This window comes from Streptomyces sp. NPDC057445 (assembly GCF_042802855.1).
Classification (GTDB): domain Bacteria; phylum Actinomycetota; class Actinomycetes; order Streptomycetales; family Streptomycetaceae; genus Streptomyces.
The window spans coordinates 35,558-57,033 of the sequence record NZ_JBHVDH010000001.1 but is presented as its reverse complement, the minus strand read 5'-3'; the positions used below and the strand labels follow the sequence as shown (position 1 = coordinate 57,033).

The 21,476-nt window shown below is 70.7% G+C and carries 24 protein-coding genes and 1 riboswitch; of the genes, 14 read left to right on the top strand and 10 right to left on the bottom strand.

Annotated elements, in window-relative coordinates:
- Positions 1 to 3 precede the first annotated feature (3 nt).
- Positions 4 to 597: a hypothetical protein gene (locus ACFU5O_RS00270; protein WP_384234493.1), complete on the bottom strand. Its 594-nt coding sequence runs from the start codon at positions 595 to 597 to the stop codon at positions 4 to 6.
- Positions 590 to 1,369, bottom strand: coding sequence for an alpha/beta hydrolase (locus tag ACFU5O_RS00265; RefSeq protein WP_384234491.1), 780 nt, complete (start codon positions 1,367 to 1,369; stop codon positions 590 to 592). Before ACFU5O_RS00265 ends, ACFU5O_RS00270 begins: the two co-directional genes overlap by 8 nt.
- 217 nt (positions 1,370 to 1,586) lie before the next feature.
- Between ACFU5O_RS00265 and ACFU5O_RS00260 the strand changes: the two genes are divergently transcribed.
- The 5 genes from ACFU5O_RS00260 to ACFU5O_RS00240 all read left to right on the top strand — a co-directional run bounded on the left by ACFU5O_RS00260 (position 1,587) and on the right by ACFU5O_RS00240 (position 5,753).
- On the top strand, positions 1,587 to 2,423 hold the full coding sequence (locus ACFU5O_RS00260) for a lysophospholipid acyltransferase family protein (protein WP_384234490.1): 837 nt from the start codon (positions 1,587 to 1,589) through the stop codon (positions 2,421 to 2,423).
- Between the two features lie 32 nt (positions 2,424 to 2,455).
- Positions 2,456 to 3,685: a MacS family sensor histidine kinase gene (gene macS, locus ACFU5O_RS00255; protein WP_384234488.1), complete on the top strand. Its 1,230-nt coding sequence runs from the start codon at positions 2,456 to 2,458 to the stop codon at positions 3,683 to 3,685.
- The gene (locus tag ACFU5O_RS00250) at positions 3,682 to 4,365 is read left to right on the top strand and encodes a response regulator (protein WP_384234487.1); all 684 of its coding nucleotides are present in this window, start codon (positions 3,682 to 3,684) and stop codon (positions 4,363 to 4,365) included. The genes macS and ACFU5O_RS00250 overlap by 4 nt, the downstream gene beginning before the upstream one ends.
- Before the next feature lie 137 nt (positions 4,366 to 4,502).
- Positions 4,503 to 5,531: a 6-phosphofructokinase gene (locus tag ACFU5O_RS00245; protein WP_384234485.1), complete on the top strand. Its 1,029-nt coding sequence runs from the start codon at positions 4,503 to 4,505 to the stop codon at positions 5,529 to 5,531.
- Between the two features lie 81 nt (positions 5,532 to 5,612).
- Positions 5,613 to 5,753: a hypothetical protein gene (locus ACFU5O_RS00240; protein WP_384234483.1), complete on the top strand. Its 141-nt coding sequence runs from the start codon at positions 5,613 to 5,615 to the stop codon at positions 5,751 to 5,753.
- Positions 5,754 to 5,872: 119 nt separating this feature from the next.
- On the opposite strand, the gene ACFU5O_RS00235 is transcribed toward ACFU5O_RS00240, so the two are convergent.
- Both ACFU5O_RS00235 and ACFU5O_RS00230 read right to left on the bottom strand, forming a co-directional pair.
- Positions 5,873 to 7,870, bottom strand: a complete 1,998-nt coding sequence (locus tag ACFU5O_RS00235) for an anthranilate synthase family protein (protein WP_384234481.1) — start codon at positions 7,868 to 7,870, stop codon at positions 5,873 to 5,875.
- An 85-nt stretch (positions 7,871 to 7,955) separates the two neighbouring features.
- Complete coding sequence (locus tag ACFU5O_RS00230) at positions 7,956 to 8,030, bottom strand: trp operon leader peptide (protein WP_384236312.1); 75 nt, start codon at positions 8,028 to 8,030, stop codon at positions 7,956 to 7,958.
- A gap of 153 nt (positions 8,031 to 8,183) precedes the next feature.
- Between ACFU5O_RS00230 and ACFU5O_RS00225 the strand changes: the two genes are divergently transcribed.
- Together ACFU5O_RS00225 and ACFU5O_RS00220 are read left to right on the top strand one after the other, a co-directional pair.
- Positions 8,184 to 9,536, top strand: a complete 1,353-nt coding sequence (locus ACFU5O_RS00225) for a class II 3-deoxy-7-phosphoheptulonate synthase (protein WP_384234479.1) — start codon at positions 8,184 to 8,186, stop codon at positions 9,534 to 9,536.
- Between the two features lie 179 nt (positions 9,537 to 9,715).
- Entirely contained in the window at positions 9,716 to 9,979 is a 264-nt protein-coding gene (locus ACFU5O_RS00220; protein ID WP_384234478.1) for a bacterioferritin-associated ferredoxin, read from the top strand.
- Between the two features lie 91 nt (positions 9,980 to 10,070).
- Here the strand turns inward: ACFU5O_RS00220 and bfr are convergent, their stop codons facing one another.
- Complete coding sequence (gene bfr, locus ACFU5O_RS00215) at positions 10,071 to 10,550, bottom strand: bacterioferritin (RefSeq protein WP_384234476.1); 480 nt, start codon at positions 10,548 to 10,550, stop codon at positions 10,071 to 10,073.
- A 158-nt stretch (positions 10,551 to 10,708) separates the two neighbouring features.
- On the opposite strand from bfr, the gene ACFU5O_RS00210 reads away from it, so the two are divergent.
- Positions 10,709 to 11,341 (top strand): sulfite oxidase-like oxidoreductase, encoded by a 633-nt coding sequence (locus tag ACFU5O_RS00210; RefSeq protein WP_384234475.1) that lies wholly within the window; start codon positions 10,709 to 10,711, stop codon positions 11,339 to 11,341.
- A gap of 99 nt (positions 11,342 to 11,440) precedes the next feature.
- Here the strand turns inward: ACFU5O_RS00210 and ACFU5O_RS00205 are convergent, their stop codons facing one another.
- The 5 genes from ACFU5O_RS00205 to thiO form a co-directional block, all read right to left on the bottom strand.
- Positions 11,441 to 12,289 (bottom strand): deoxyribonuclease IV, encoded by an 849-nt coding sequence (locus tag ACFU5O_RS00205; protein WP_384234473.1) that lies wholly within the window; start codon positions 12,287 to 12,289, stop codon positions 11,441 to 11,443.
- Positions 12,290 to 12,294: 5 nt separating this feature from the next.
- Positions 12,295 to 14,214, bottom strand: a complete 1,920-nt coding sequence (gene pknB / locus ACFU5O_RS00200; RefSeq protein ID WP_384234471.1) for a Stk1 family PASTA domain-containing Ser/Thr kinase — start codon at positions 14,212 to 14,214, stop codon at positions 12,295 to 12,297.
- A gap of 100 nt (positions 14,215 to 14,314) precedes the next feature.
- A complete protein-coding gene (locus ACFU5O_RS00195; protein WP_384234469.1) occupies positions 14,315 to 15,109 on the bottom strand; it encodes a thiazole synthase in 795 nt (264 codons plus the stop codon).
- A 7-nt stretch (positions 15,110 to 15,116) separates the two neighbouring features.
- Positions 15,117 to 15,317: a sulfur carrier protein ThiS gene (gene thiS / locus ACFU5O_RS00190; protein ID WP_384234468.1), complete on the bottom strand. Its 201-nt coding sequence runs from the start codon at positions 15,315 to 15,317 to the stop codon at positions 15,117 to 15,119.
- The gene (gene thiO, locus ACFU5O_RS00185; protein ID WP_384234466.1) at positions 15,314 to 16,510 is read right to left on the bottom strand and encodes a glycine oxidase ThiO; all 1,197 of its coding nucleotides are present in this window, start codon (positions 16,508 to 16,510) and stop codon (positions 15,314 to 15,316) included. The genes thiS and thiO overlap by 4 nt, the downstream gene beginning before the upstream one ends.
- Positions 16,507 to 16,621, bottom strand: a riboswitch (TPP riboswitch). It overlaps the preceding gene by 4 nt.
- 50 nt (positions 16,622 to 16,671) lie before the next feature.
- Here thiO and ACFU5O_RS00180 point away from each other — a divergent pair.
- The 6 genes from ACFU5O_RS00180 (at position 16,672) to ACFU5O_RS00155 (ending at position 21,395) form a co-directional block, all read left to right on the top strand.
- Positions 16,672 to 17,016, top strand: a complete 345-nt coding sequence (locus ACFU5O_RS00180) for a hypothetical protein (RefSeq protein ID WP_384234464.1) — start codon at positions 16,672 to 16,674, stop codon at positions 17,014 to 17,016.
- Between the two features lie 24 nt (positions 17,017 to 17,040).
- Entirely contained in the window at positions 17,041 to 18,279 is a 1,239-nt protein-coding gene (locus ACFU5O_RS00175; RefSeq protein ID WP_384234462.1) for an NAD(P)/FAD-dependent oxidoreductase, read from the top strand.
- Positions 18,280 to 18,322: 43 nt separating this feature from the next.
- On the top strand, positions 18,323 to 18,688 hold the full coding sequence (locus ACFU5O_RS00170) for an Rv2175c family DNA-binding protein (RefSeq protein WP_384234459.1): 366 nt from the start codon (positions 18,323 to 18,325) through the stop codon (positions 18,686 to 18,688).
- Positions 18,689 to 18,794: 106 nt separating this feature from the next.
- Entirely contained in the window at positions 18,795 to 19,445 is a 651-nt protein-coding gene (thiE, locus tag ACFU5O_RS00165) for a thiamine phosphate synthase (RefSeq protein ID WP_384234456.1), read from the top strand.
- A 75-nt stretch (positions 19,446 to 19,520) separates the two neighbouring features.
- Positions 19,521 to 20,438: a methylenetetrahydrofolate reductase [NAD(P)H] gene (gene metF / locus ACFU5O_RS00160; protein ID WP_384234454.1), complete on the top strand. Its 918-nt coding sequence runs from the start codon at positions 19,521 to 19,523 to the stop codon at positions 20,436 to 20,438.
- A 51-nt stretch (positions 20,439 to 20,489) separates the two neighbouring features.
- The gene (locus tag ACFU5O_RS00155) at positions 20,490 to 21,395 is read left to right on the top strand and encodes a hypothetical protein (protein WP_384234451.1); all 906 of its coding nucleotides are present in this window, start codon (positions 20,490 to 20,492) and stop codon (positions 21,393 to 21,395) included.
- Positions 21,396 to 21,476 lie beyond the last annotated feature (81 nt).

The window sequence follows — 21,476 nt, the reverse complement described above, 5'->3', positions numbered from 1 at the left end:
TGCTCAGACCACCGCGCCGCGGCCCGGATCGTCGTCGTCCTCGTCCTCGCCGTGGGACATACGGGCCACCAGTGTGGCGAAGCCGCCGAGGAATCCGCCGACCCCGAGCGTGGTGAGCCACCACGTCATCTCCCACTGGAGGAGCACGGCGAGCAGCAGCAGCACCGGGCCGCCGATCACGGCGAGCCAGGCGAACTTCGCCGTCGTGTCCGCCTCGGGCAGGGGCGGCGGCTCCGGGGGCACGAAGTGGCCCTCGTCCGTCTCGTCGAGGTCGTCGTCACCCGCCTCCGACGCCTCGTAGTCGCGCGGGCCGGCACCGAGGCCCACGGATACGCCGGGCGCGAAGACGACCGAGCCGCCCAGTGGCCTCTCTGGCCCGGGGCTCTCCTCCTCGTCGTCCTCGGACACCGTCGTGCCGCCCTTCGCCGCCTTGTCCAGTGCCGCGAGGTCCTCGACCGACTTGAACGGTCTGGCCCCCGGCGGGTCCGCGGGCTCGTTGCCGTACCCCGCGACGATCGCCGCCCAGGCGGCCTCCTCGTCGATGGGCCGGGGCTCCCGGTCCCGGTCGTCCCGGTCCGCGTCGTGCTGCTCAGCCACCGGTGGTGATTCCCTTCTTCCCGGCACTCGGAGCGAGGCGGCCGATGAACGCGTAACTCTCGTCGAAAATCCGCTCCGCATCGTGGTCCAACGTCGCCACGTGGTAGCTCTGTTCCAGCAGGATCTCCCGCACGTCCACCGAGGACACACGGCTGAGGATCCGGGCCGAGTCGACCGGCGGGACGACATGGTCCCGGGGACTGTGCAGCAGCACCATCGGCTGGGTGACCTGCGGCAGCTCGCCGTCGACGAGCCGGAGGAAGTTCCGCAGGGAGTGTGCGGCGTGCAGCGGCACCCGGTCGTAGCCGAGCTCCTCCACCCCCTCCTTGGCGATGTCGCTGGTCACGCCCTTCGTCGTACGGACGAAGTGGCGGGCCACCGGGAGGGCGTGCGCCGAAAGGCCGTGGAGCTTGTTGGCCGGATTGACCACCACGATGCCGGTGATCGCGTCCCCGTGCCTGGCGGCGAGCCGCAGCGTCAGAGCGCCGCCCATCGAGAGCCCGAGGACGAAGACCTGGCTGCACCGCTCCCTCAGCGTCCGCAGCTCCCTGTCCACCTCCGCGTACCAGTCCTGCCAGCCGGTCAGCTGCATGTCCTGCCAGCGGGTGCCGTGCCCGGGCAGCAGGGGCAGGGACACGGTCAGGCCGCGCTCCGCCAGATACTCCGCCCACGGGCGCAGCGACTGCGGGCAACCGGTGAATCCGTGACAGAGGAGGACGCCGACCTCACCGCCCTCGTGGCGGTACGGCTCGGCTCCAGGAAGGACCGGCACCGGGGGTCTCCTTGTTCGTGAGGACGAGAAGGCGAGGAGAAGGAACGTGTTCGTCGGAGGTTCGATCCGAAGGTGCCTTCACCGTACGCGACCGGGCTGACACCGACCAGGGCCGACGGCGTCCCGGCATGGCCCCGGGGGAGAGAGCGCAGGCCCCCCACGGGTTAAGGTCTTTCCGACGGACACCAGGAAGGCACCCGAGTTGATCTACGGCGCAATGAAGTTCTCCATCGGAGGGTCGCTGAAGCTTGCCTTCCGGCCGTGGGTGGAGGGCCTCGAGAACATTCCCGCCGAAGGGCCGGCGATCCTCGCGAGCAACCACCTCTCCTTCTCCGACTCGTTCTTCCTCCCGGCGGTCCTCGACCGCAAGGTCACCTTCATCGCCAAGGCCGAGTACTTCACCTCGCCCGGAGTGAAGGGCAAGCTCACCGCGGCCTTCTTCAAGGGCGTGGGCCAGCTGCCGGTGGACCGGTCCGGTGCACGGGGGGCCGGCGAGGCGGCCATCAAGAGCGGCATAGGGGTCATCGAGCGCGGTGAACTGTTCGGTATCTACCCGGAAGGCACCCGCTCGCCCGACGGCCGGCTCTACCGGGGCAAGCCTGGTGGTCTTGCTCGGGTGGCGCTCGCGACGGGCGCGCCCGTCATCCCGGTCGCGATGATCGACACCGAGAAGATCCAGCCCCCCGGCAAGGTCATTCCCAAGCTGATGCGCCCGGGCATCCGGATCGGCAAGCCGCTCGACTTCAGCCGCTATCACGGCATGGAGCACGACCGTTTCATCCTGCGCTCGGTGACCGACGAGGTCATGTACGAGATCATGAAGCTGTCCGGGCAGGAGTACGTGGACGTCTACGCCACGGCGGCCAAGCGGCAGATCGCCGACGCGGAGAAGGCGGCCAAGGAAGCGGCCAAGGAGGCCGCGAAGGAAGCCGACAGGGCCGCGAAGCAGGCGGAGAAGACCGGGCAGGCGGAGAAGACCGGGCAGGCCGAGGGGACCGAGCAGGCCCGGAGGGAATCGAAGGCCGGCAGCGCGGATCGGGACGGCGCCCAGTAGCGTCGTCCCGCAGGCGGGACGGGGTGGGGATCATGGCCAGGCGTGAGCGTGTCGTGCGCATGTCTGTCGAGCTGCCGCTGTGGCGTGCGCTGACCGCGTACCGCGTACTGACGATGGGCTACGCCGTCCTGCTCTTCGTCTTCACGCGCCACAGGTTCGAGCACCCCTGGGTGGCCATCGGGTATCTCGCCTTCCTGGCCGTCTGGACCCTTGCCACGCTCTCCAAGGTGGCGAACGCCGCCGCCTGCACCAAGCGCTTCCTCGTCGCCGATCTCACCGTCGCCCTCACCGGCATCATCCTCACGCCGCTCGCCGACCAGCAGGCCCAGCAGATCGACGGCCCGACCCTGCCGTCGATCTGGACGGCGGGGGCGGTCCTCGCGTACGCGATCAAGGGCGGCTGGCGCTGGGCCGGCTTCGCGTCCTCCCTCGTCGCCGTCGCCAACATCATCGAGCGCGGAGAGCCCAGCCGGGACACCTTCCACAACGTCCTTCTCGTCTGGGTCGCCTCGATCGCCATCGGTTACGTCGTCGAGGTCGCCCGCGCCTCCGAGCGCACCCTGGCCCGCGCACTGGAGATCGAAGCGGCCACGCGGGAGCGGGAGCGACTCGCCCGCGACATCCACGACAGCGTGCTCCAGGTGCTGGCCATGGTGCAGAGGCGCGGCACGGCGATCGGTGGCGAGGCGGCGGAGCTGGGCCGGATGGCGGGCGAGCAGGAAGTCGCCCTGCGCAATCTGGTCGTGGGCGGCCTGGTGCCCGCCTCGCGGGTGTCGGAGGACGAGACGCAGGGCGCGGTCGTGCGGATCGTGGACGAGTCCGACGAGTCCGACGAGGGCGGCTCGGGGACCGGGGGTTCGCGGACGTGTGACCTCCGGAGCCTGCTGGCCCCGCATGCCGGTTGCCGCGTCACCCTGTCCGAGCCGGGCGCCCCGGTGCTGCTTCCGGTGCCAGTGGCGAAGGAACTTGCGTCCGCAGTCGGCGCCGCCCTGGACAATGTCCGCAGGCACGCCGGGGACGGCGCACAGGCATGGATCCTGGTCGAGGACTGGCCGCACGAGGTGATCGTGACGGTCCGGGACGACGGGCCGGGCATCCCGGAGGGGCGGCTCGCGCAGGCCGAGGGGGAGGGGCGGCTCGGTGTCGCGCTCTCGATCCGCGGCCGGCTGCGGGACATCGGCGGCACGGCGGAGCTGGTCTCGGTGCCGGGACAGGGCACGGAAGTCGAGTTGAAGGTCCCACGGGGGAAGGCGGAACGATGACGGAGACGACAGGGCAGCAGCCGGTCCGGGTCATGGTGGTGGACGACCACCCGATGTGGCGGGACGCGGTCGCACGCGATCTGGCCGCGGCCGGCTGCGACGTGGTGGCGACGGCGGGCGACGGCCCGCAGGCGGTGCGCCGCGCCACGGCCGCGGCACCCGATGTCCTCGTCCTCGACCTCAATCTGCCGGGGATGCCCGGTGTCCAGGTCTGCAAGGAGCTCGTCGGCGCGAACCCCGCGCTTCGGGTGCTGGTGCTCTCGGCGAGCGGTGAGCACGCCGACGTGCTGGAAGCGGTGAAGTCGGGTGCGACGGGCTATCTGCTGAAGTCGGCAAGCACGGAGGAGCTGGTCGACGCGGTGCGGCGGACCGCCGTCGGCGACCCGGTGTTCACACCGGGGCTGGCGGGACTGGTGCTCGGGGAGTACCGGCGGCTGGCCACCGAGCCCGCTGTGCCGGCCGGGCCCGACGATCCCAGGGCGCCGCAGCTCACCGAGCGGGAGACCGAGGTCCTGCGGCTCGTGGCCAAGGGGCTCTCGTACAAGCAGATCGCCGAGCGACTCGTGATCTCGCACCGCACCGTGCAGAACCATGTGCAGAACACTCTGGGCAAGCTTCAGCTGCACAACCGCGTGGAGCTCGTGCGGTACGCGATAGAGCGCGGCCTCGATGACGCCTGATCACTCGTCGGAGTGAATGGCCGGGCGCCAACAGGCGCCCACCGCACAGGAATTCACCTTTCACACAGTCCCGGAGTGACCTGGCTCACTACTAGCGTGACTTCCCTATGCCACCACCGACGGCGAAGGGAACTTCCATGCGGGTCGGAGTACTGACCGGGGGCGGCGACTGCCCCGGCCTCAATGCGGTCATCCGCGGCATCGTCCGCAAGGGTGTCCAGGAGTACGGCTACGAGTTCACCGGTTACCGGGACGGCTGGCGCGGGCCGCTGGAAGGCGACACCGTGCGGCTGGAGATCCCAGCGGTGCGGGGCATCCTGCCGCGCGGTGGCACCATTCTCGGCTCCTCGCGCACGAATCCTTTCAAGCAGGAGAACGGCGTCCGCCGGATCAAGGAGAACCTCGCCAAGCACGAGGTGGAGGCGCTCATCGCGATCGGCGGTGAGGACACCCTCGGGGTCGCGGCCCGTCTCGCAGGTGAGTACGGCGTGAACTGTGTGGGTGTGCCCAAGACGATCGACAACGATCTCTCCGCCACGGACTACACCTTCGGCTTCGACACGGCGGTCGGTATCGCGACCGAGGCGATCGACCGGCTGCACACCACCGCCGAGTCGCACATGCGGGTCCTGGTCGTCGAGGTGATGGGCCGTCACGCGGGCTGGATCGCGCTGCACTCGGGGCTGGCCGGCGGGGCGAACGTCATCCTCATCCCGGAGCAGCGCTTCGACGTGGATCAGGTGTGCGCCTGGGTCACCTCACGCTTCCGCGCCTCGTACGCGCCGATCGTGGTCGTCGCCGAAGGGGCGATGCCCAAGGACGGTGACATGGTCCTCAAGGACGGGACGCTCGACTCCTTCGGCCACGTCCGGCTCTCGGGCGTGGGCGAGTGGCTGGCCAAGGAGATCGAGAAGCGCACAGGCAAGGAGGCGAGGACGACGGTCCTCGGCCATGTCCAGCGGGGCGGCACCCCCAGTGCGTTCGACCGCTGGCTGGCCACCCGCTTCGGCCTTCACGCCATCGAGGCGGTGCGCGACGGCGACTTCGGGAAGATGGTCGCGCTGCGCGGCACGGACATCGTCCGCGTGCCGATCTCCGAGGCGACGGCGAAGCTGAAGACGGTCGACCCGGCGCTCTACGAGGAGGTCAGCGTCTTCTTCGGCTGACACGAGGGTCGGGCGTGGCCGGCCCGGGGCCGTGTGCTTCGGGCCGGCCACGTAGCTGCTCGATACCGCGCGGGTGGCCGGATGTCCGTCCTCAAGCGCCGCAAGTGCCGGATCCGGGGCTGGATCTGGGCGCCCCCGGTGCTCGGCAGGCGGGCCGCGGCCGGCCCGGGTGTCCGTTCCGAGGTGCCGGAGGGGCTCTCATGGAGCCCCTCCGGCGACTGAGGGAGCGGAACCCCGGGTTTCGGGACGGGGGTACCTCCCGGGCGAGACTCTTGGGGAGGGCCCTCCACGGACGCCACTCCCACTCCCACGCCGCCCCTCACGCGCACACCGTCTCCGCGCTACGCCGACGGCTCCCGCATCACAGCCCTCACCAGCCCCCGCACGATCTCCGGCCCGCGCAGCGTCAGCACCGACTCGGGGTGGAACTGGATCCCCGCGAAGCCCGGTCCGCGCAGCGCGTGGACCTCGCCCGACGCCGTGCGGCTCACCTCTGTGCCGTGCGAGGAAAGCTCCGTGGCCGCCTCGTCGTCGCAGACGGCCGTGAAGCTGTTGTAGAAGCCCACTGTCTCCTCGTCGCCGAACAGGTCGATCCGCATCTGAGCGCCCTGGAACGGGGTCTCCTTGCGGGCGATGTCCAGGCCGAGCTCGGCGGCGATCAGCTCATGGCCCAGACACACGCCAAGGAGGCTGCGGTCCGAAGGGCCTCGATGAGGGGTGGTGGCCGGGAGCCGGGTGGGACCGCCCCGGTGCCCGCGCAGCAACTCCGCGGTGAGCGAGCGCAGGAAGCGCATCTTCGGGTCGGTCGCATCCAGGGGGTCGCCCGGCCCCGGGCCGAGGACCACCGGCCCCTCGTGCGCCAGCGCCGCCTCCCGTACACCGGGGTCGTCGTAGCGGCGCACGGTCACCTCCAGGCCCGCCCCGCGCAGCAGATGGGCGAGCATCGCGGTGAAGGTGTCCTCGCCGTCCACGACCAGGGCGTGCCCGGTCACTTTCTCCGGCCGGGACTGCATCTTCAGCCAGAAGGGCGCCAGGTCGGCCCGCCGGGCGTCCAGCGCCGCCCGTACCCGCGGGTCGTCCGCGAGTCGTGGCCGTACCGCGTCGTCCTGCCGGGAGCCGGGACGTACTCCCAGTGCGGCGAGCACCCCCGCGGCCTTGGCATGGGTCTCCGCCACCTCGGACAGCGGGTCCGAGTGGCGGACGAGCGTCGCGCCGACGGGGACGCGCAGCCCGCCGGAGGCCGAGATGTCGGCGGTACGGATCAGAATCGGGGAGTCGAGGGTCTGCATACCGCCGGCGTCCCTGCCGAGGAGTGCCAGCGCGCCCGCGTAGTAGCCACGCCCGGCCCCGTCCGGCCCGAGCGGTTCGTAGCGCTCGATCACCCGGCAGGCGTTCTGCACGGGAGACCCGGTGACCGTCGCCGCGAACATGGTCTCCTTGAGCACCTCGCGCACATCGAGCGAGGAGCGCCCGCGCAGCTCGTACTCGGTGTGTGCGAGATGGGCCATCTCCTTGAGCCGCGGCCCGACCACGACGCCGCCCATGTCGCCGACCGTGCACATCATCTTCAGCTCCTCGTCGACGACCATGGAGAGCTCGTCGGTCTCCTTGCGGTCGGCGAGGAAGGTCAGCAGATCCTCCGGCGACGGCCCCTCGGCCGGATAGCGGTAGGTGCCGCTGATCGGGTTCATCACGACGGTCCCCCCGGTCATCCGGACGTGCACCTCGGGGCTCGCACCGACCAGCGTGCGCCCGCCCGTCTCCCGCCCCCGCCCTTGTGAGGAAGGCTCTTCGGGCCCTTTCCCGTCGCCGGTGTGGACGACGAAGGTCCAGTACGCGCCGCGCTCGCCGGCGAGCAGCCGCCGGAACAGGGCGAGCGCGTCGGCCCGGCCGAAGCCGGGGATCTCCCCGGTGAACGTCCGCCGGATGACGAAGTTCGCGCCCTCGCCGCGCCCGATCTCGTCCTCGACGACCCGCCGGACGGTCTCCGCGTACTCCTCGTCGCCGACGTCGAAACGGCCTTCCTCGACGCGCACCTCGTGCCTGGGCAGCGCTTCGAGCGCGTCCGCCAGGGGAAGCTCGTACGTCTCGTCCGCGACCAGTACGGACAGCGGCGTGCCGTCGTCGCGTACGTCGAAGCCGCGCTCCCTGATCTGCCGGAACGGCACCAGCGCGAGGGACGGGCGGTCGTCGACCGGGATGTCGGCGAGCCGGTCCGCCTCGTGGACGCGGCCTACGAGCACCTCGATGGTGTCGTGGTCGCGGCCGGGAGTGCGCCTGCGGAGCAGGGCGAAAGCGGGGACGCGGGTGCCGTCCAGCAGTCTGCTGATGATGTCCATCCGGGGTGGTTCCTTTCCGAGGTGGAGAGGAACGGCCGCGGATACGGAGAAAGGCCGCCCCTCGGGCGGCCTTCGCGGTGATCGTTCAGTGGGTACGCGCGATGAGGTGGGCCGCCGGTTCAGCGGGCCACCACCAGTTCCGGTTGGTCGGCGCGTACATGTGAGGCACCTTAACCGACGCGGACCGGAAGGGGAGTGTCCGTCCACGACCATGCGCGCGGGGGCGCGGCAGATGATCAGAGGTTGTGGACGGTTCGTCTCAAAAAGTGAGCAGAGGTCTGGACGGCACGTGCGACCACGTAATGTTGTCGAGGTGACCGTGAACGCTAAGCCCACCGCTACCGGTGGCAACACCTGGCGAAACCTGCCCGCGGCGCAGCAGCCCGAGTACCCCGATGCCGAGGCTCTGCGCGATGTGATCGCGGACCTCGAGTCGTATCCGCCGCTCGTCTTCGCGGGCGAGTGCGACCAGCTGCGCGCCCGGATGGGAGCCGTCGCCAGGGGCGAGGCGTTCCTGCTCCAGGGCGGCGACTGTGCCGAGGCCTTCGACGGCGTGTCCGCCGAGCACATCCGTAACAAGCTCAAGACCCTGCTCCAGATGGGTGCGGTGCTCACGTATGCCGCGTCCGTGCCGGTCGTCAAGGTCGGCCGGATCGCCGGCCAGTACTCGAAGCCGCGCTCGAAGCCGACCGAGACCCGCGACGGTGTGACGCTCCCGACCTACCGGGGCGACTCCGTCAACGGCTTCGACTTCACCGAGAAGGCCCGCGTCCCGGACCCGGAGCGGCTGAAGCGGATGTACAACGCCTCCGCCTCGACGCTCAACCTGGTCCGTGCCTTCACCACCGGCGGTTACGCCGACCTGCGCCAGGTGCATGCCTGGAACCAGGACTTCGTGAAGTCGTCCCCGTCGGGACAGCGCTACGAGCAGCTCGCGCGGGAGATCGACAACGCGCTGAACTTCATGAAGGCCTGTGGCACCGACCCCGCCGAGTTCCGCACGGTCGAGTTCTTCTCCTCCCACGAGGCCCTGCTCCTGGACTACGAGTCGGCGCTGACCCGTGTGGACTCGCGTACGGGCAATCTGTACGACGTCTCGGGCCACATGGTGTGGATCGGCGAGCGCACCCGTCAGCTCGACGGCGCGCACATCGAGTTCGCGTCGAGGATCCGCAACCCGATCGGGATCAAGCTCGGCCCGACCACCACGGTCGACGAGGCGCTGCAGTACATCGAGAAGCTGGACCCGGAGCGCGAGCCCGGCCGGCTGACCTTCATCGTCCGCATGGGCGCCGACAAGGTCCGTGACCGGCTCCCGGAGCTGGTCGAGAAGGTCACCGCGTCCGGTGCCACCGTGGCCTGGGTGACGGACCCGATGCACGGCAACACCTTCGAGGCGGCCTCCGGCCACAAGACCCGCCGTTTCGACGACGTGCTGGACGAGGTCAAGGGCTTCTTCGAGGTGCACAAGGCGCTCGGCACGCACCCGGGCGGTATCCATGTCGAGCTCACCGGTGACGACGTCACCGAGTGCGTGGGCGGCGGCGACGAGATCTTCGTCGACGATCTGCACCAGCGCTACGAGACGGCCTGCGACCCCCGGCTGAACCGCAGCCAGTCGCTGGACCTGGCGTTCCTGGTGGCGGAGATGTACCGCAACCAGTGACCCGGCCGGCGCTCCGCCGACACGGATCGTGGGGCGTGGATCGATGTGATCCGCGCCCCACAGTCGTATCCGGGGCTTTTACGAGCGGGGCCCGGCGGGTAAGGTTAGGTTTGCCTCACCGATCAGTCGGGAGGGCGCCACCAGTCCGACCCACTCGATCCAGCCGGGAGGTGAACCGCGTGTATGTCTGCTCATGCTTCGGCATCACGGAGAAGCAGGTCAAGGAACACGCGGAGGCCGGTGCCTGCACCCCCCGCCAGATAGCCTCGGTGTCCAAGGCCGGCACCGACTGCGGATCGTGCGTCCGCCGGATCCAGGGCATCCTCGGCCGCGGCGCCTGCCCCAGGCGAGAGCTCCTCGAGCAGGGCAACGGCGCCGCCGTGCTGGCCGCCGGCCCGGAGGCCGACGCCGATGGTCCGGCCGAGTTCCCCGAAGCTGCCTAGTGCTGTGACCGGTGCCCCGTAGGCGGCTCCCGGCCCTGAACGACCTGGTCTGAACGATCCGGTCTGAACGACCCGGTCTGAACGATCCGGCCTAGCTGTCCGGCTGCTCGATCAGCTGCGCGATGTAGAGGGCCTCGCCGAGCTTCTCGACCAGATCCAGCTGGGTGTCGAGATAGTCGATGTGGTGTTCCTCGTCCGCCAGGATCGACTCGAAGATGTTCGCGGACGTGATGTCGCCCTTGTTCCGCATGACCTCGATGCCGCGCCGCAGCCGGTCGATGGCCTCGACCTCGACCTGCCGGTCGGCCTGGAACATCTCGGTGACCGTCTGCCCGATCCGGACATGGAAAAGCCGCTGGTAGTTCGGGAGGCCCTCCAGGAAGAGGATCCGGTCCGTCAGGACCTCCGCATGCTTCATCTCGTCGAAGGACTCCGCCCGTGTGTACTTCGCGAGCTTCGTCCAGCCGAAGTTCTCCTGCATCTTCGCGTGCAGGAAGTACTGGTTGATCGCGGTCAGCTCGGCAGTCAGCTGCTCATTGAGGAACTCGATGACCTCGGGGTCGCCCTGCATCGCAGAGGCTCCTTCCGCGCGCTTGTGACTCGGGCAGGATGCGCGCATCCTCGCACCGTGATCCAGGGCAGTCCAGTAAGTGCAGGCTTAGTATGAGTTGCCCGAATCGGCTCAGACCTGGTCATGACCACCCCTTCCCGTCTGTCACCATTGAAGGCATGGGTCAGCCGGAGAGCCGGGAAATCAGCGAGGCAGAGCAGTCCGGGCTCCCTCCGGGGCAGCGACTGCAGCGCGGCTGGCCCGTCACCCACTACGGGCCCGTCCCCAGGTTCAAGCCGGACCGCTGGGAGTTCCGGGTCTTCGGTGCGACCGCCGACGGTGACAAGCACTGCTGGAACCACGAGGAGTTCTCGGCCCTGCCGTTCTCCACCGTCGTCGCCGATCTGCACTGCGTGACGAAATTCAGCATGCTGGGGGCCGAATGGGGCGGTGTCCCCGCCCGGACGCTCGTCGAGCTCGCCCCGCCGTCGCCGGCCGTCACCCACGTCATGGTCTGGGCCGAGTACGGCTACAGCGCCAATGTGCGGCTCTCCGACTTCCTCTCCGAGCGCACGATTCTCGCCACCCACAAGGACGGTGAGCTGCTCACCGCCGAGCACGGATTCCCGCTGCGGCTGGTGATCCCGCATCTGTACGCCTGGAAGGGCCCGAAGTGGGTGCGGGGCGTGGAGTACATGACCGCCGACCGCCGGGGGTTCTGGGAGGAACGCGGCTATCACAACCTCGGCGATCCCTGGCGGGAGCAGCGCTACTCCTACCAGGAAGGGCCGGGGGACGGGCCCGAGCTCTAGCACTGTGACCGGAAAGGTTCACAGGCTCGCGACTCCCCGGAGCTGCGCCTCGGAGGTCCCCTGGCAGACCAGGGTCCCGCCCTCGCGCCGCGGACTCCCTCAGCGGAGACTCTTCAGCCGCGCCACATCCGCCGCGTACGCCTCCTTGGGACCCGGAGTCTCGATGATCAGCGGCACGCACGCGGTCGCCGGATGCGTCATCAGCGCGCGGAACGGTTCCTCGCCTATGTGACCCGCGCCGATGTTCGCGTGCCGGTCCTTGTGCGCCCCCACCACATCCTTGGAGTCATTGGCGTGGATCAGCTTCAGCCGGTCCTTGCCGACCGTCTCCACGAGCAGATCCAGGGTCTCCTTCACGCCACCCGGCGCCGCCAGATCGTGCCCCGCCGCGAAGACATGGCAGGTGTCCAGGCAGATGCCCAGCTTGGGGTGGGCGTCCAGTGCCTCGAAGTAGGGGCCGAGGTCCCATGTCCTGGAGCAGAGCGAGAAGCCCTGCCCGGCGGTGGACTCCAGCAGCAGGAACGGATCGTCCTCGTGGGTCAGCTCGTCCAGCAGCGGCAGCACCAGCTCCCTCACCTGCGCGAGGGCCACCTCGCGTGAGCGGCCTCCGGTCGCCGAGCCGGTGTGGACCACCACACCGAGCGCGCCGATCTCCCTGCCTCGGCGCAGCGAGTGCCGCAGCGACTCCACGGAGCGCTCGGCGGTCGCCGCGGTGTGGGAGCCGAAGTTGATCAGATACGGGGCGTGGACGTACGCCGGTATCCCCTCGGCCGCACACCGGTCACGGAACTGCTCGTCCTGCGCCGGGTTCCCGGCGGGCGTCGCCCAGCCGCGCGGATTGGCGACGAAGACCTGGACGCTCTCGGCGCCGATGTCGCGGGCGTAGGCCAGTCCGGTCCTGGCGAGGCCGCCGGCGACGGGAACATGGGCGCCGACGGGGTTGCGCATCGTTTCTAGAGCCCCTTGGTCTTGATGGTGACGGTGCTGCCCTCGGGGGCCTGCTCGCCGCCTTCGACGGACTGGCTCTCGACCTCGTTGCCCAGGAACGGGAAGCCGCGGTCGACCTCGACCACGAAACCCGCCTTCTCCAGCGCACGGCGCGCGTCGTCGACGGACCGGCCGGTGACGTCCGGCACGTCGATCATGCGCGGGCCCTTGGAGACGGTGAGGGTGACCGTGTCGCCCTCGGCGGCCTGCCCGCCCTCGGCCGGGGACTGCCTGGCGACGGTCCCTGCGTCCTCGGGGGAGTGGACCCGCTCGGGGGCCACCCGTACCTTCAGCCCGGCGTCCTCGAGGGTGCTCGTGGCGTCGTCGACGGACTCGCCGGCCACGTCCGGTATGTCCACGGGAGCGCCCTTGCTCACGACGAGTGCGACCGCGGCGTCCCGTCGGCGGTCGGTGCCCGCGGCCGGGTCCGAGCCGATGACGGTGCCCCGCGCGACGTCCTCGCTGAATTCCTTGGTGGTCGCGCCCGGGGCGAGGCCCGCCTTGCGCAGAGCGTTCCTGGCCTCGGCAAGCGGCAGGCCCTCGACCTTCGGGACCCTGACGATCTCGGGGCCGCGGGAGACCACGAGGGTGACCGAGCCGTTGTCACGGATGCGCCCGCCGGGGTCGGGGTCGACGTCCATGACGCTGCCGCGCTCGTAGACGTCGCTGAAGTCCCGCTTGATCTGCTTGACCTCGAGGCCCTCGGAGGCCAGCCGGTTCCTGGCCTCTGCCTCGGTCCGGCCGAGGACGGTGGGCACGCGCGTGAACTGTCCGGCGTTGATGTACCAGACGCCCGCGCCCACGCCGATGAGCAGCAGCGCGGCGACCACGGCCGCGACCACGCCACGCCGCGGCCCGCGGGGCCCCCGCCGGCCGCGCGGCGCCGGAGGGCTCTCCGACGGCATCTCCAGGCGGCTGGTGTGCTGGACGCCCTCCTGCTGCCGATCCGAGGGGAGCAGCCGGGGGATCACACTCGTGCGGTCCTCGGCGGAGTCGTGCTCCGTGGCCCGCGCGCCCGGCGGGACGGCGTCGAGCTGGTCGTCGCGCAGTGCGGCGCGTGCCTCCCGCGTCCGCGCGAGCAGCGCGACGGCGTCGTGCGGGCGGAGCTCGGGGGCGCGGGCGGTGGCGCCAGCCACCAGCTCGTCCAGCTCCGGGGCGAGCCCGGGAACGGCGGCGGACGGGGCGGGGACGTCCTCGTTGAGGTGCTGGTAGAGGACCTGGGCGGGGGTGTCGCCGGAGTGCGGTTTGGCGCCGGTCAACATCTCGTACAGCACGACGCCACAGGCGTAGACGTCGGCGCGCGTGTCGGCGCTCCCGGACTCGATCTGCTCCGGCGCGAGATACGACACCGTCCCGAGGAGCGAGCCCGTGGTGTTCGTCACCGTACCGACGGCCCGCACCAGCCCGAAGTCGGCGACCTTGACCCGGCCGTCGTCGCCGATCAGGACGTTCTCCGGCTTCATGTCCCGGTGCACGAACCCGGCCCGGTGCGCCGCCCCGAGCGCGGCGAGCACGGGTTCGAGGATGTCGAGCGCGGCCCGCGGCTGGAGCGCGCCGCGCTCGCGCAGTACGTCGCGAAGGGTGCACCCGGCGACGTACTCCATCGCCAGATAGACGTACGCGTCCTGTGCCCCCTGGTCGTAGACGCCCACCACATTGGGGTGCGACAGCCGCGCCACGGACTTGGCCTCACGGATGAAGCGCTCCACGAACGAGGCGTCCGTCGCGAGCGCCGGGTGCATCACCTTGAGGGCGAGCACCCGGTCGAGCCGGATGTCCACGGCCCGGTAGACCGTGGCCATGCCACCGACGGCGACCCGCGCGTCGACGCGGTAGCGGCCGTCGAGCAGCTGCCCGACAAGGGGGTCCTGAAGGGTCGTATCCACGCACGCGAGTCTACGAGCAGTGCGGCGTCCCCTCGCCCCCTCGGGCCGGCCCCGGGGCAGTACTGAAGCGCATCCGTGACGAGCGGGAGTGACCGATCCCTCAGAACGCCGGGCGTTCCGGGTCCAGCACCGCGCGGCCCTCCACCGGGGACGAGGCCTCGGCGAAGTGGCGGCGGGGGATACGGCCCGCGCGGTGGGCCAGGCGGCCCGCCTCCACCGCATGCCGCATGGCCTCGGCCATCAGGACGGGTTCCTGGGCCCGGGTGACCGCGGAGGCGAGCATCACGGCCGAGCACCCGAGCTCCATCGCCAGCGCGGCGTCCGACGCCGTGCCCGCCCCCGCGTCCAGGATCACCGGTACGCCCGCCTGCTCGGCGATGAGCTGGAAGTTGTGCGGGTTGCGGATACCGAGCCCCGACCCGATCGGCGAGCCGAGCGGCATGATCGCCGCACAGCCCGCCTCCTCCAGCCTGCGCGCCAGCACCGGGTCGTCATTGGTGTACGGAAGGACGGTGAAGCCGTCGTCGACCAGCACCTCCGCCGCGTCCAGGAGCTCGACCGGGTCGGGCAGCAGCGTGCGCTCGTCCGCGACCACCTCCAGCTTGATCCAGTGCGTCCCGAGCGCCTCGCGGGCGAGCCGTGCCGTCAGAACCGCCTCACCCGCTGTGAAACAGCCCGCGGTGTTCGGCAGGACGCGGATGTCCAGCCGGTCCAGCACCGACAGCACGGAACCCCGTACCGTCGGGTCCAGCCGCCGCATCGCCACCGTCGTGAGCTGTGTGCCGCTCGCGACCAGCGCCCGCTCCAGTACGTCGAGGCTCGGCGCCCCGCCCGTACCCATGATCAGCCGGGACGAGAACGCCACCCCGCCCAGCACAAAACGATCGTCCGCCATGAGCCCGTCAGCCTCCCTGCACCGCGGTCAGGACCTCGACCCGGTCGCCGTCGCCGAGCAGGGTTCCGGACCACTCGCCGCGGGGGACGACGGTCTCGTTGACGGCCGCCGCCACCCCGGAGGGCGCAGCCGTCAGCGTCGCCACCAGGACGTCCAGCGTCGTACCCGCCGCGATGTCCCGCGGCTTTCCGTTCACGGACACGGTCATACGGACAGCTCCTGACGTACGGGAGAAAAGCGGCGAGGGGTGAAGGCGCGTGCCTCTTCCGGCAGCTCGCCGGTGACGAGCGCCTGCGCCATGACGTCGCCCGTCACCGGTGTGAGCAGTACACCGTTGCGGTAGTGGCCGGTGGCCAGCAGCAGCCCCGGCAGTTCGGTCGGTCCGAGCAGCGGCGCGTTGTCCGGCGAACCGGGGCGCAGCCCCGCGCGCGTCTCGGTGAGCGGCAGCTCCGTGATGCCCGGAACGAGCTCGTGCGCGTCGCGCAGCAGCTCGTACACGCCGCCCGCCGTGACCGTCGTGTCCCAGCCGAGCTCCTCGGTCGTCGCCCCCACGACCAGCTCCCCGTTCTCGCGGGGCACCAGATAGACCTGGCTCCCGCGCACCACGGCCCGTACCGTCCGCGACAGGAACGGCGCGTACGGGCGGGGCACCGTCAGCCGCAGCACCTGCCCCTTCACCGGCCGCACCGGCGGTACGACCTCCTCCGGTACGCCGTCCAGCCGGCCGCTGAGACTGCCAGCGGCCAGCACCACCCGCCCGGCGGCCACCTCGTGGTCCGCCCCGGAGCCCTCGGCCCCGGCCGGGCCGCCCTCGCGGAGTACGGCTCCGGTCACCCGGTCCCGCACTACCGAGAGCCGCTGCGCCCAGCTGCGGTGGAAGGTCACTCCCGCCCGCTCGCACGCCACGACCAGCGCCTTCGCGAGGCGCCGGGGATCGATCTGGTGGTCGCCGTCGACCCGCAGCCCGCCCCTCACTCCGGGTGCGAGCATCGGCTCGAGGCGCCGGCACTCACGGCCGGTGAGCCACTCCGACTCCAGCCCCGACCGGCGCTGCAGCGCGTGCAGTTCGCGCAGATGCGCCCGGTCGTCCGTGTCGAGCGCGACGGCGAGGGTGCCGCAGGAGCGGTACCCGGTGTCCTGACCGCTCGCTTCCTGAAGCTCCGCGACGAACTCCGGGTAGCGCCGCGCGGAGGCGAGATTGAGGCCGAGGAGCGTCTCCTCGCCGTAGTGGAGCTCGGTCACCGCGGCGAGCATGCCCGCCGCGACCTGTGCGGCCCCGCCGCCCGGCTCGGGGTCGGCGAGCGCGGTGCGCAGTCCGCGCTGGGCCGCCCGCCAGGCCGTGACCAGGCCGATGATTCCGCCCCCGATGACCAGCACATCCGCAGACGTACGTGAACGCATGGGTGTCCGGACCCTCCCTTCGCCGGCATGACCCGGATCAGGTTCGTACGGTCGGAGGCCGCCTCAGCCTCCCTCTCAGCCCGGTGCGTCCGGGCTCCCGCGATCAGCAGTACGGTGGCCAGCCTAACCCCCACCCCCAACTCGCAGTAAGGGAGCCCGCTGTGGCCCGCTCGCTCGACGGACTCGTACTCGCGCCGGTCGCCGACCAGGCCCCGGGCCAGGTCGGCACCAGGACCCGGTTCACCTACCACGAGCAGGAGGGCCGGATCTGGGCGGACTACACGGGCGGTGACGTGGTCCGGGGGCATCTCGTCGGCACCCGTGAGGGCGACCGGCTGGACTTCCGCTACGTACAGCTGAAGCAGGACGGCACCACGTCGTCGGGGCACTGCGTGTCCACGGTCGTCGAGCTGCCCGACGGGCGGGTCAGGCTGGACGAGGCCTGGGAGTGGGAGTCCCAGCAGGGCAGTGGTACGAGCGTGGTGGAGCAAGTGTCTTCTGATTGATCGTCAGATTGTTAGGCTGGACCGGTGAGTGAGCAAACGGCGCAGCGCCGAGTCGTCATCGTCGGGGCCGGAATGGCCGGTGTCCAGACCGCCGTCGCCCTGCGCGAACGGGGCTTCGCAGGCTCCGTCACCCTCATCGGCGCCGAGCCGCACCAGCCGTACGACCGGCCCCCGCTCTCCAAGGCCGTCCTGCTCGGCAATGCGGAGGGATCGGCCCTCGACATCGATTTCGAGGCGCTCGCCGTGGACCTCCGGCTGGGCCGCGAGGTGACCGGTCTGCGGCCCGGGGCCCATGAGCTCGACACCGCGGCAGGACCCGTCGGCTACGACACCCTCGTGATCGCCACCGGAGCGGAGCCCATCACGCTCCCCGGCACAGAAGGCGTCCAGGGCGTCCATCTGCTGCGCACGCTCGATGACGCGGAACGGCTGCGTCCGGTGCTGGAGCGGCAGCACGACATCGCGGTCGTCGGAGCCGGCTGGATCGGCGCGGAGTTCGCCACCGCCGCCCGCGCGGCCGGCTGCCGGGTCACCGTCGTCGAGGCCGCCGACCGTCCCCTCGCGGGCGCCCTGCCCGCCGAGGTCACCGCGCCGATGGCCGGCTGGTACGCGGAGAGCGGCGCGGAACTCGTCACGAACGCCCGGGTCGTGGGCGTCGAACCGGACGCCGTCGTCCTCGCGGAGGGCTCCGGGGAACGGCGCAGGATGCCGGCCGGAGCCGTGGTCGTCGGTATCGGCGCGCGTCCCGCCACCGGCTGGCTCGAGGGCTCTGGCATCGCCATCGGCCCGGACCGCTCCATCACCGCGGACGCACACCTGCGCACCTCACTGCCCGATGTGTACGCGGTCGGCGACTGCGCGTCCTTCCCTTCCGCGCGCTACGGCGAGCGGCTGCTCGTGCACCACTGGGACAACGCCCTCCAGGGTCCGCGCACGGTCGCCGCCAACGTCGTCGGCGGCGCGGCCGGGGAGGAGCCGCGGCACTACGATCCCGTTCCCTACTTCTGGTCCGAGCAGTTCGGACGTTTCGTGCAGTACGCGGGACACCACGAAGGCGCCGGGACACTCGTATGGCGGGGTGACCCAGGGGCGGGTTCCGCCTGGTCGGTGCTGTGGCTGCGGGACGGGGTGCTGGTCGCCGTGCTCGCCGTGGGCAGGCCCCGGGATCTGGCCCAGGGACGCAAGCTCATCGAGGCGGGCGCGCGGCTGGATCCCGACCGTGCGGGGGACCCCGGCGTCCCTCTGAAGGCCGCAGCTCTCTAGGGTCCGGCTACCGACTGTCAGTCCGGGATGGCACGCTTGTCCCGTGACCGAGATTGACGCAAAGATCGACGCCCTCGTCCCCGCCTGGCTTCACCTGCCGGACATCGCGGAAATGCTCGATGTAGAGGTGACGCGTGTGCGACAGCTGGTCAAGGAGGGCCAGCTGATCGCAGTGCGCCGGGGTGAGAACCGGACCCTCCAGGTCCCCGCCGCCTTCATCAACGGCGACAAGGTGGTCAAGGGCCTCTCCGGAACCCTGACGCTCCTGAGGGACGACGGCTTCAACGACGAAGAGATGCTCGAGTGGCTCTTCACGCCGGACCCGACCCTGCCGGGCACCCCCGCGGAGGCACTCAGCGAGAATCGCGGCACGGAGGTGAAGCGCCGGGCCCAGGCGCTCGCCGTCTGACGTCCTCAACCACACCGGACGCGGTGTACGGACCGGGGTGAGGGCATGCGCCCGTGCCCCGGGTCCGTACACCGCCCAACCCGGTCCCACACGGGGGGAGCACCTCATGTCCACGCTTCGCGCGCGCCTGTCCGACGCCCGCCTCTATCTGTGCACGGACGCCCGCAAGCGCCAGGGGGACCTCCCCGAGTTCCTGGACGCGGTGCTCTCCTCTGGCGTGGACATCGTGCAGCTGCGGGACAAGGGCATGGAGGCGGGTGAGGAGCTGGAGCACCTCGCCGTGTTCGCCGACGCCTGCCGCCGCCACGGCAGACTCCTCGCGGTGAACGACCGGGCCGATGTCGCCCATGCCATCGGCTCGGACGTGCTGCATCTGGGGCAGGGAGACCTGCCCGTGACGGCCGCGCGGGCGATCCTCGGTGGCGACGTGCTCATCGGGCGCTCCACCCACGCGGAGGCCGAGGCCGCCGCGGCCGCCGTCGAGCCCGGGGTCGACTACTACTGCACGGGGCCCTGCTGGCCCACCCCCACCAAGCCGGGGCGACACGCACCGGGACTGGATCTTGTGCGCTACGCGGCCTCGCTGCCGCAGGACCGCCCCTGGTTCGCGATCGGGGGGATCGACGCCGGCAATCTCGACCAGGTTCTGGACGCCGGGGCCCGCCGCGTCGTCGTCGTCCGGGCGATCACCGAGGCCGAGGACCCGGCGGCGGCCACCGCCGATCTCACCAAGCGGATACGGGGTTATGGTCACTAGGCCGATTGCGAACACTCCGTGTCCGATAGGTGGACATCGGTTGGGTCACCCAGTAGCCCTGGCTAACCTGCGAGTATGGCCCTCGGTACAGCTTCCACCAGGACGGATCGCGCACACACCGTGCGCGAGCTGCTCGCGACCGGCAAGACGTCCTACTCCTTCGAGTTCTGGGCGCCCAAGACCGAGAAGGGCGAGCGGAACCTGTGGAACGCGCTGCGCAGGGTCGAGGCGGTGGGCCCCAACTTCGTCTCCGTGACCTACGGCGCGGGCGGCTCCACCCGGGCAGGCACGGTCAAGGCCACCCAGCAGATCGCCGCCGACACCACCCTGACGCCGGTCGCGCACCTCACCGCGGTCGACCACTCCGTCGCCCAGCTGCGCAACATGATCGGCCAGTTCGCCGACGCCGGAATCAGGAACATTCTGGCGCTGCGCGGTGACCCGCCCGGCGACCCCATGAGCGAGTGGGTCAAGCATCCGGACGGCGTGACGTACGCGGCCGACCTGGTGCGGCTGATCAAGGACTCCGGTGATTTCTGCGTCGGTGTCGCGGCCTTCCCCGAGATGCACCCCCGGTCGAAGGACCGGGACACGGACATCCGGCACTTCGTGGACAAATGCCGGGCCGGTGCCGACTACGCGATCACCCAGATGTTCTTTCATCCGGAGGACTACCTGCGGTTGCGCGACCGGGTCGCCGAGGCCGGCTGCGCGACGCCCATCATCCCCGAGATCATGCCCGTCACCAGCGTGAAGCAGATCGAACGGCTCAGTCAGCTCAGCAATGCGTCCTTCCCGTCCGCCCTGGAAGAGCGGATCCGGGCCGTCGCGGACGATCCTGCCGCTGTACGCTCCATTGGGATCGAGTTCGCGACGGAGTTCTGTGCACGGCTGCTCTCCGAGGGTGTCCCCGGATTGCACTTCATTACGCTCAACAACTCCACGGCGACGCTGGAAATCTACGAGAATCTCGGACTGCACGAGCAGTCGTAAACCGGCCACCCCCGCCAGCACCCCCGGCGGCGGCCGATGAGAGGGGCGGGCATGGGCTGGACGGTGCTCTACATCGCGTTCGGCATTGTCGCGCTGTGGCTGCTCGGCGAGGTGCTGCTGCAGTACAAGGCACGGCTTCGCTGGCGGCTGCTCGCCTTCACCGGATTCCTCGGGGTCGTCCTCGGCGTACTGATGCCGAACGTGATCGTGATCGCGGTAGGTGCGGTCGCCTTCGCGGTCGGCCAGACATACGTCACGCTCTCGTTCCGGCGCGGCTTCTCCACGGGCTGGGCGATCGGCGGCAGTCCCGGGTCCAGCCGCCGCCGCAAGTCCGGTGGCGGCGACGCGATGCGGGAGCCCACCCTCGAGGTCACGGACCTCTCCTACGAACCGCACGAGGACGAGCCGTCCGCGGGGGACAGCACGGCCGTCTACGAGCCGGTGCCGATGCCCGACGACACCGGTCAGTACGGCATCTACAGCGAGTCCGCCTACGCCTCGAACCAGGCACCGGGCCAGGGACAGACCCAGGGCTACGACCAGGGGACCGCACACGACCACGCACAGGACCAGGGCCAGCACCTCTACGGCGGTTACGACCCGTATGCGTCTCCCGCGTCCCCCTACGAGCAGCCGACCGCCGCCCAGGCTCAGGACGCCTACGCCGGGCAGTACGACTACGGCACGGGCCAGCAGCAGTACGCCGCATACTCGGACCCGTACATCGGCAGCCAGGGCTACGGCTCCTACGACAGCTACGGCGGCCAGCAGCAGTACACGGACCCCTACGCCACCCAGCAGGGTTACAACGACACACCGCCCGGAGGCGTCTGGGTGCCGCAGCAGCGCGACAGCGATCAGCAGGTCCCGCCCATGCCGTCGGAACAGCCCTCGCCGTACGGCTACGACCCCAGCGACTACGAGAACGGCTACAACGGCCAGACGTACCGCTACTGACCTGCGGTCAGCGGTCGGCGGTCGATCGGGCAGGCCGGCATGGGCCCTGAGTGCCCTGGCCGGCGAGCACCGGGGACGTCG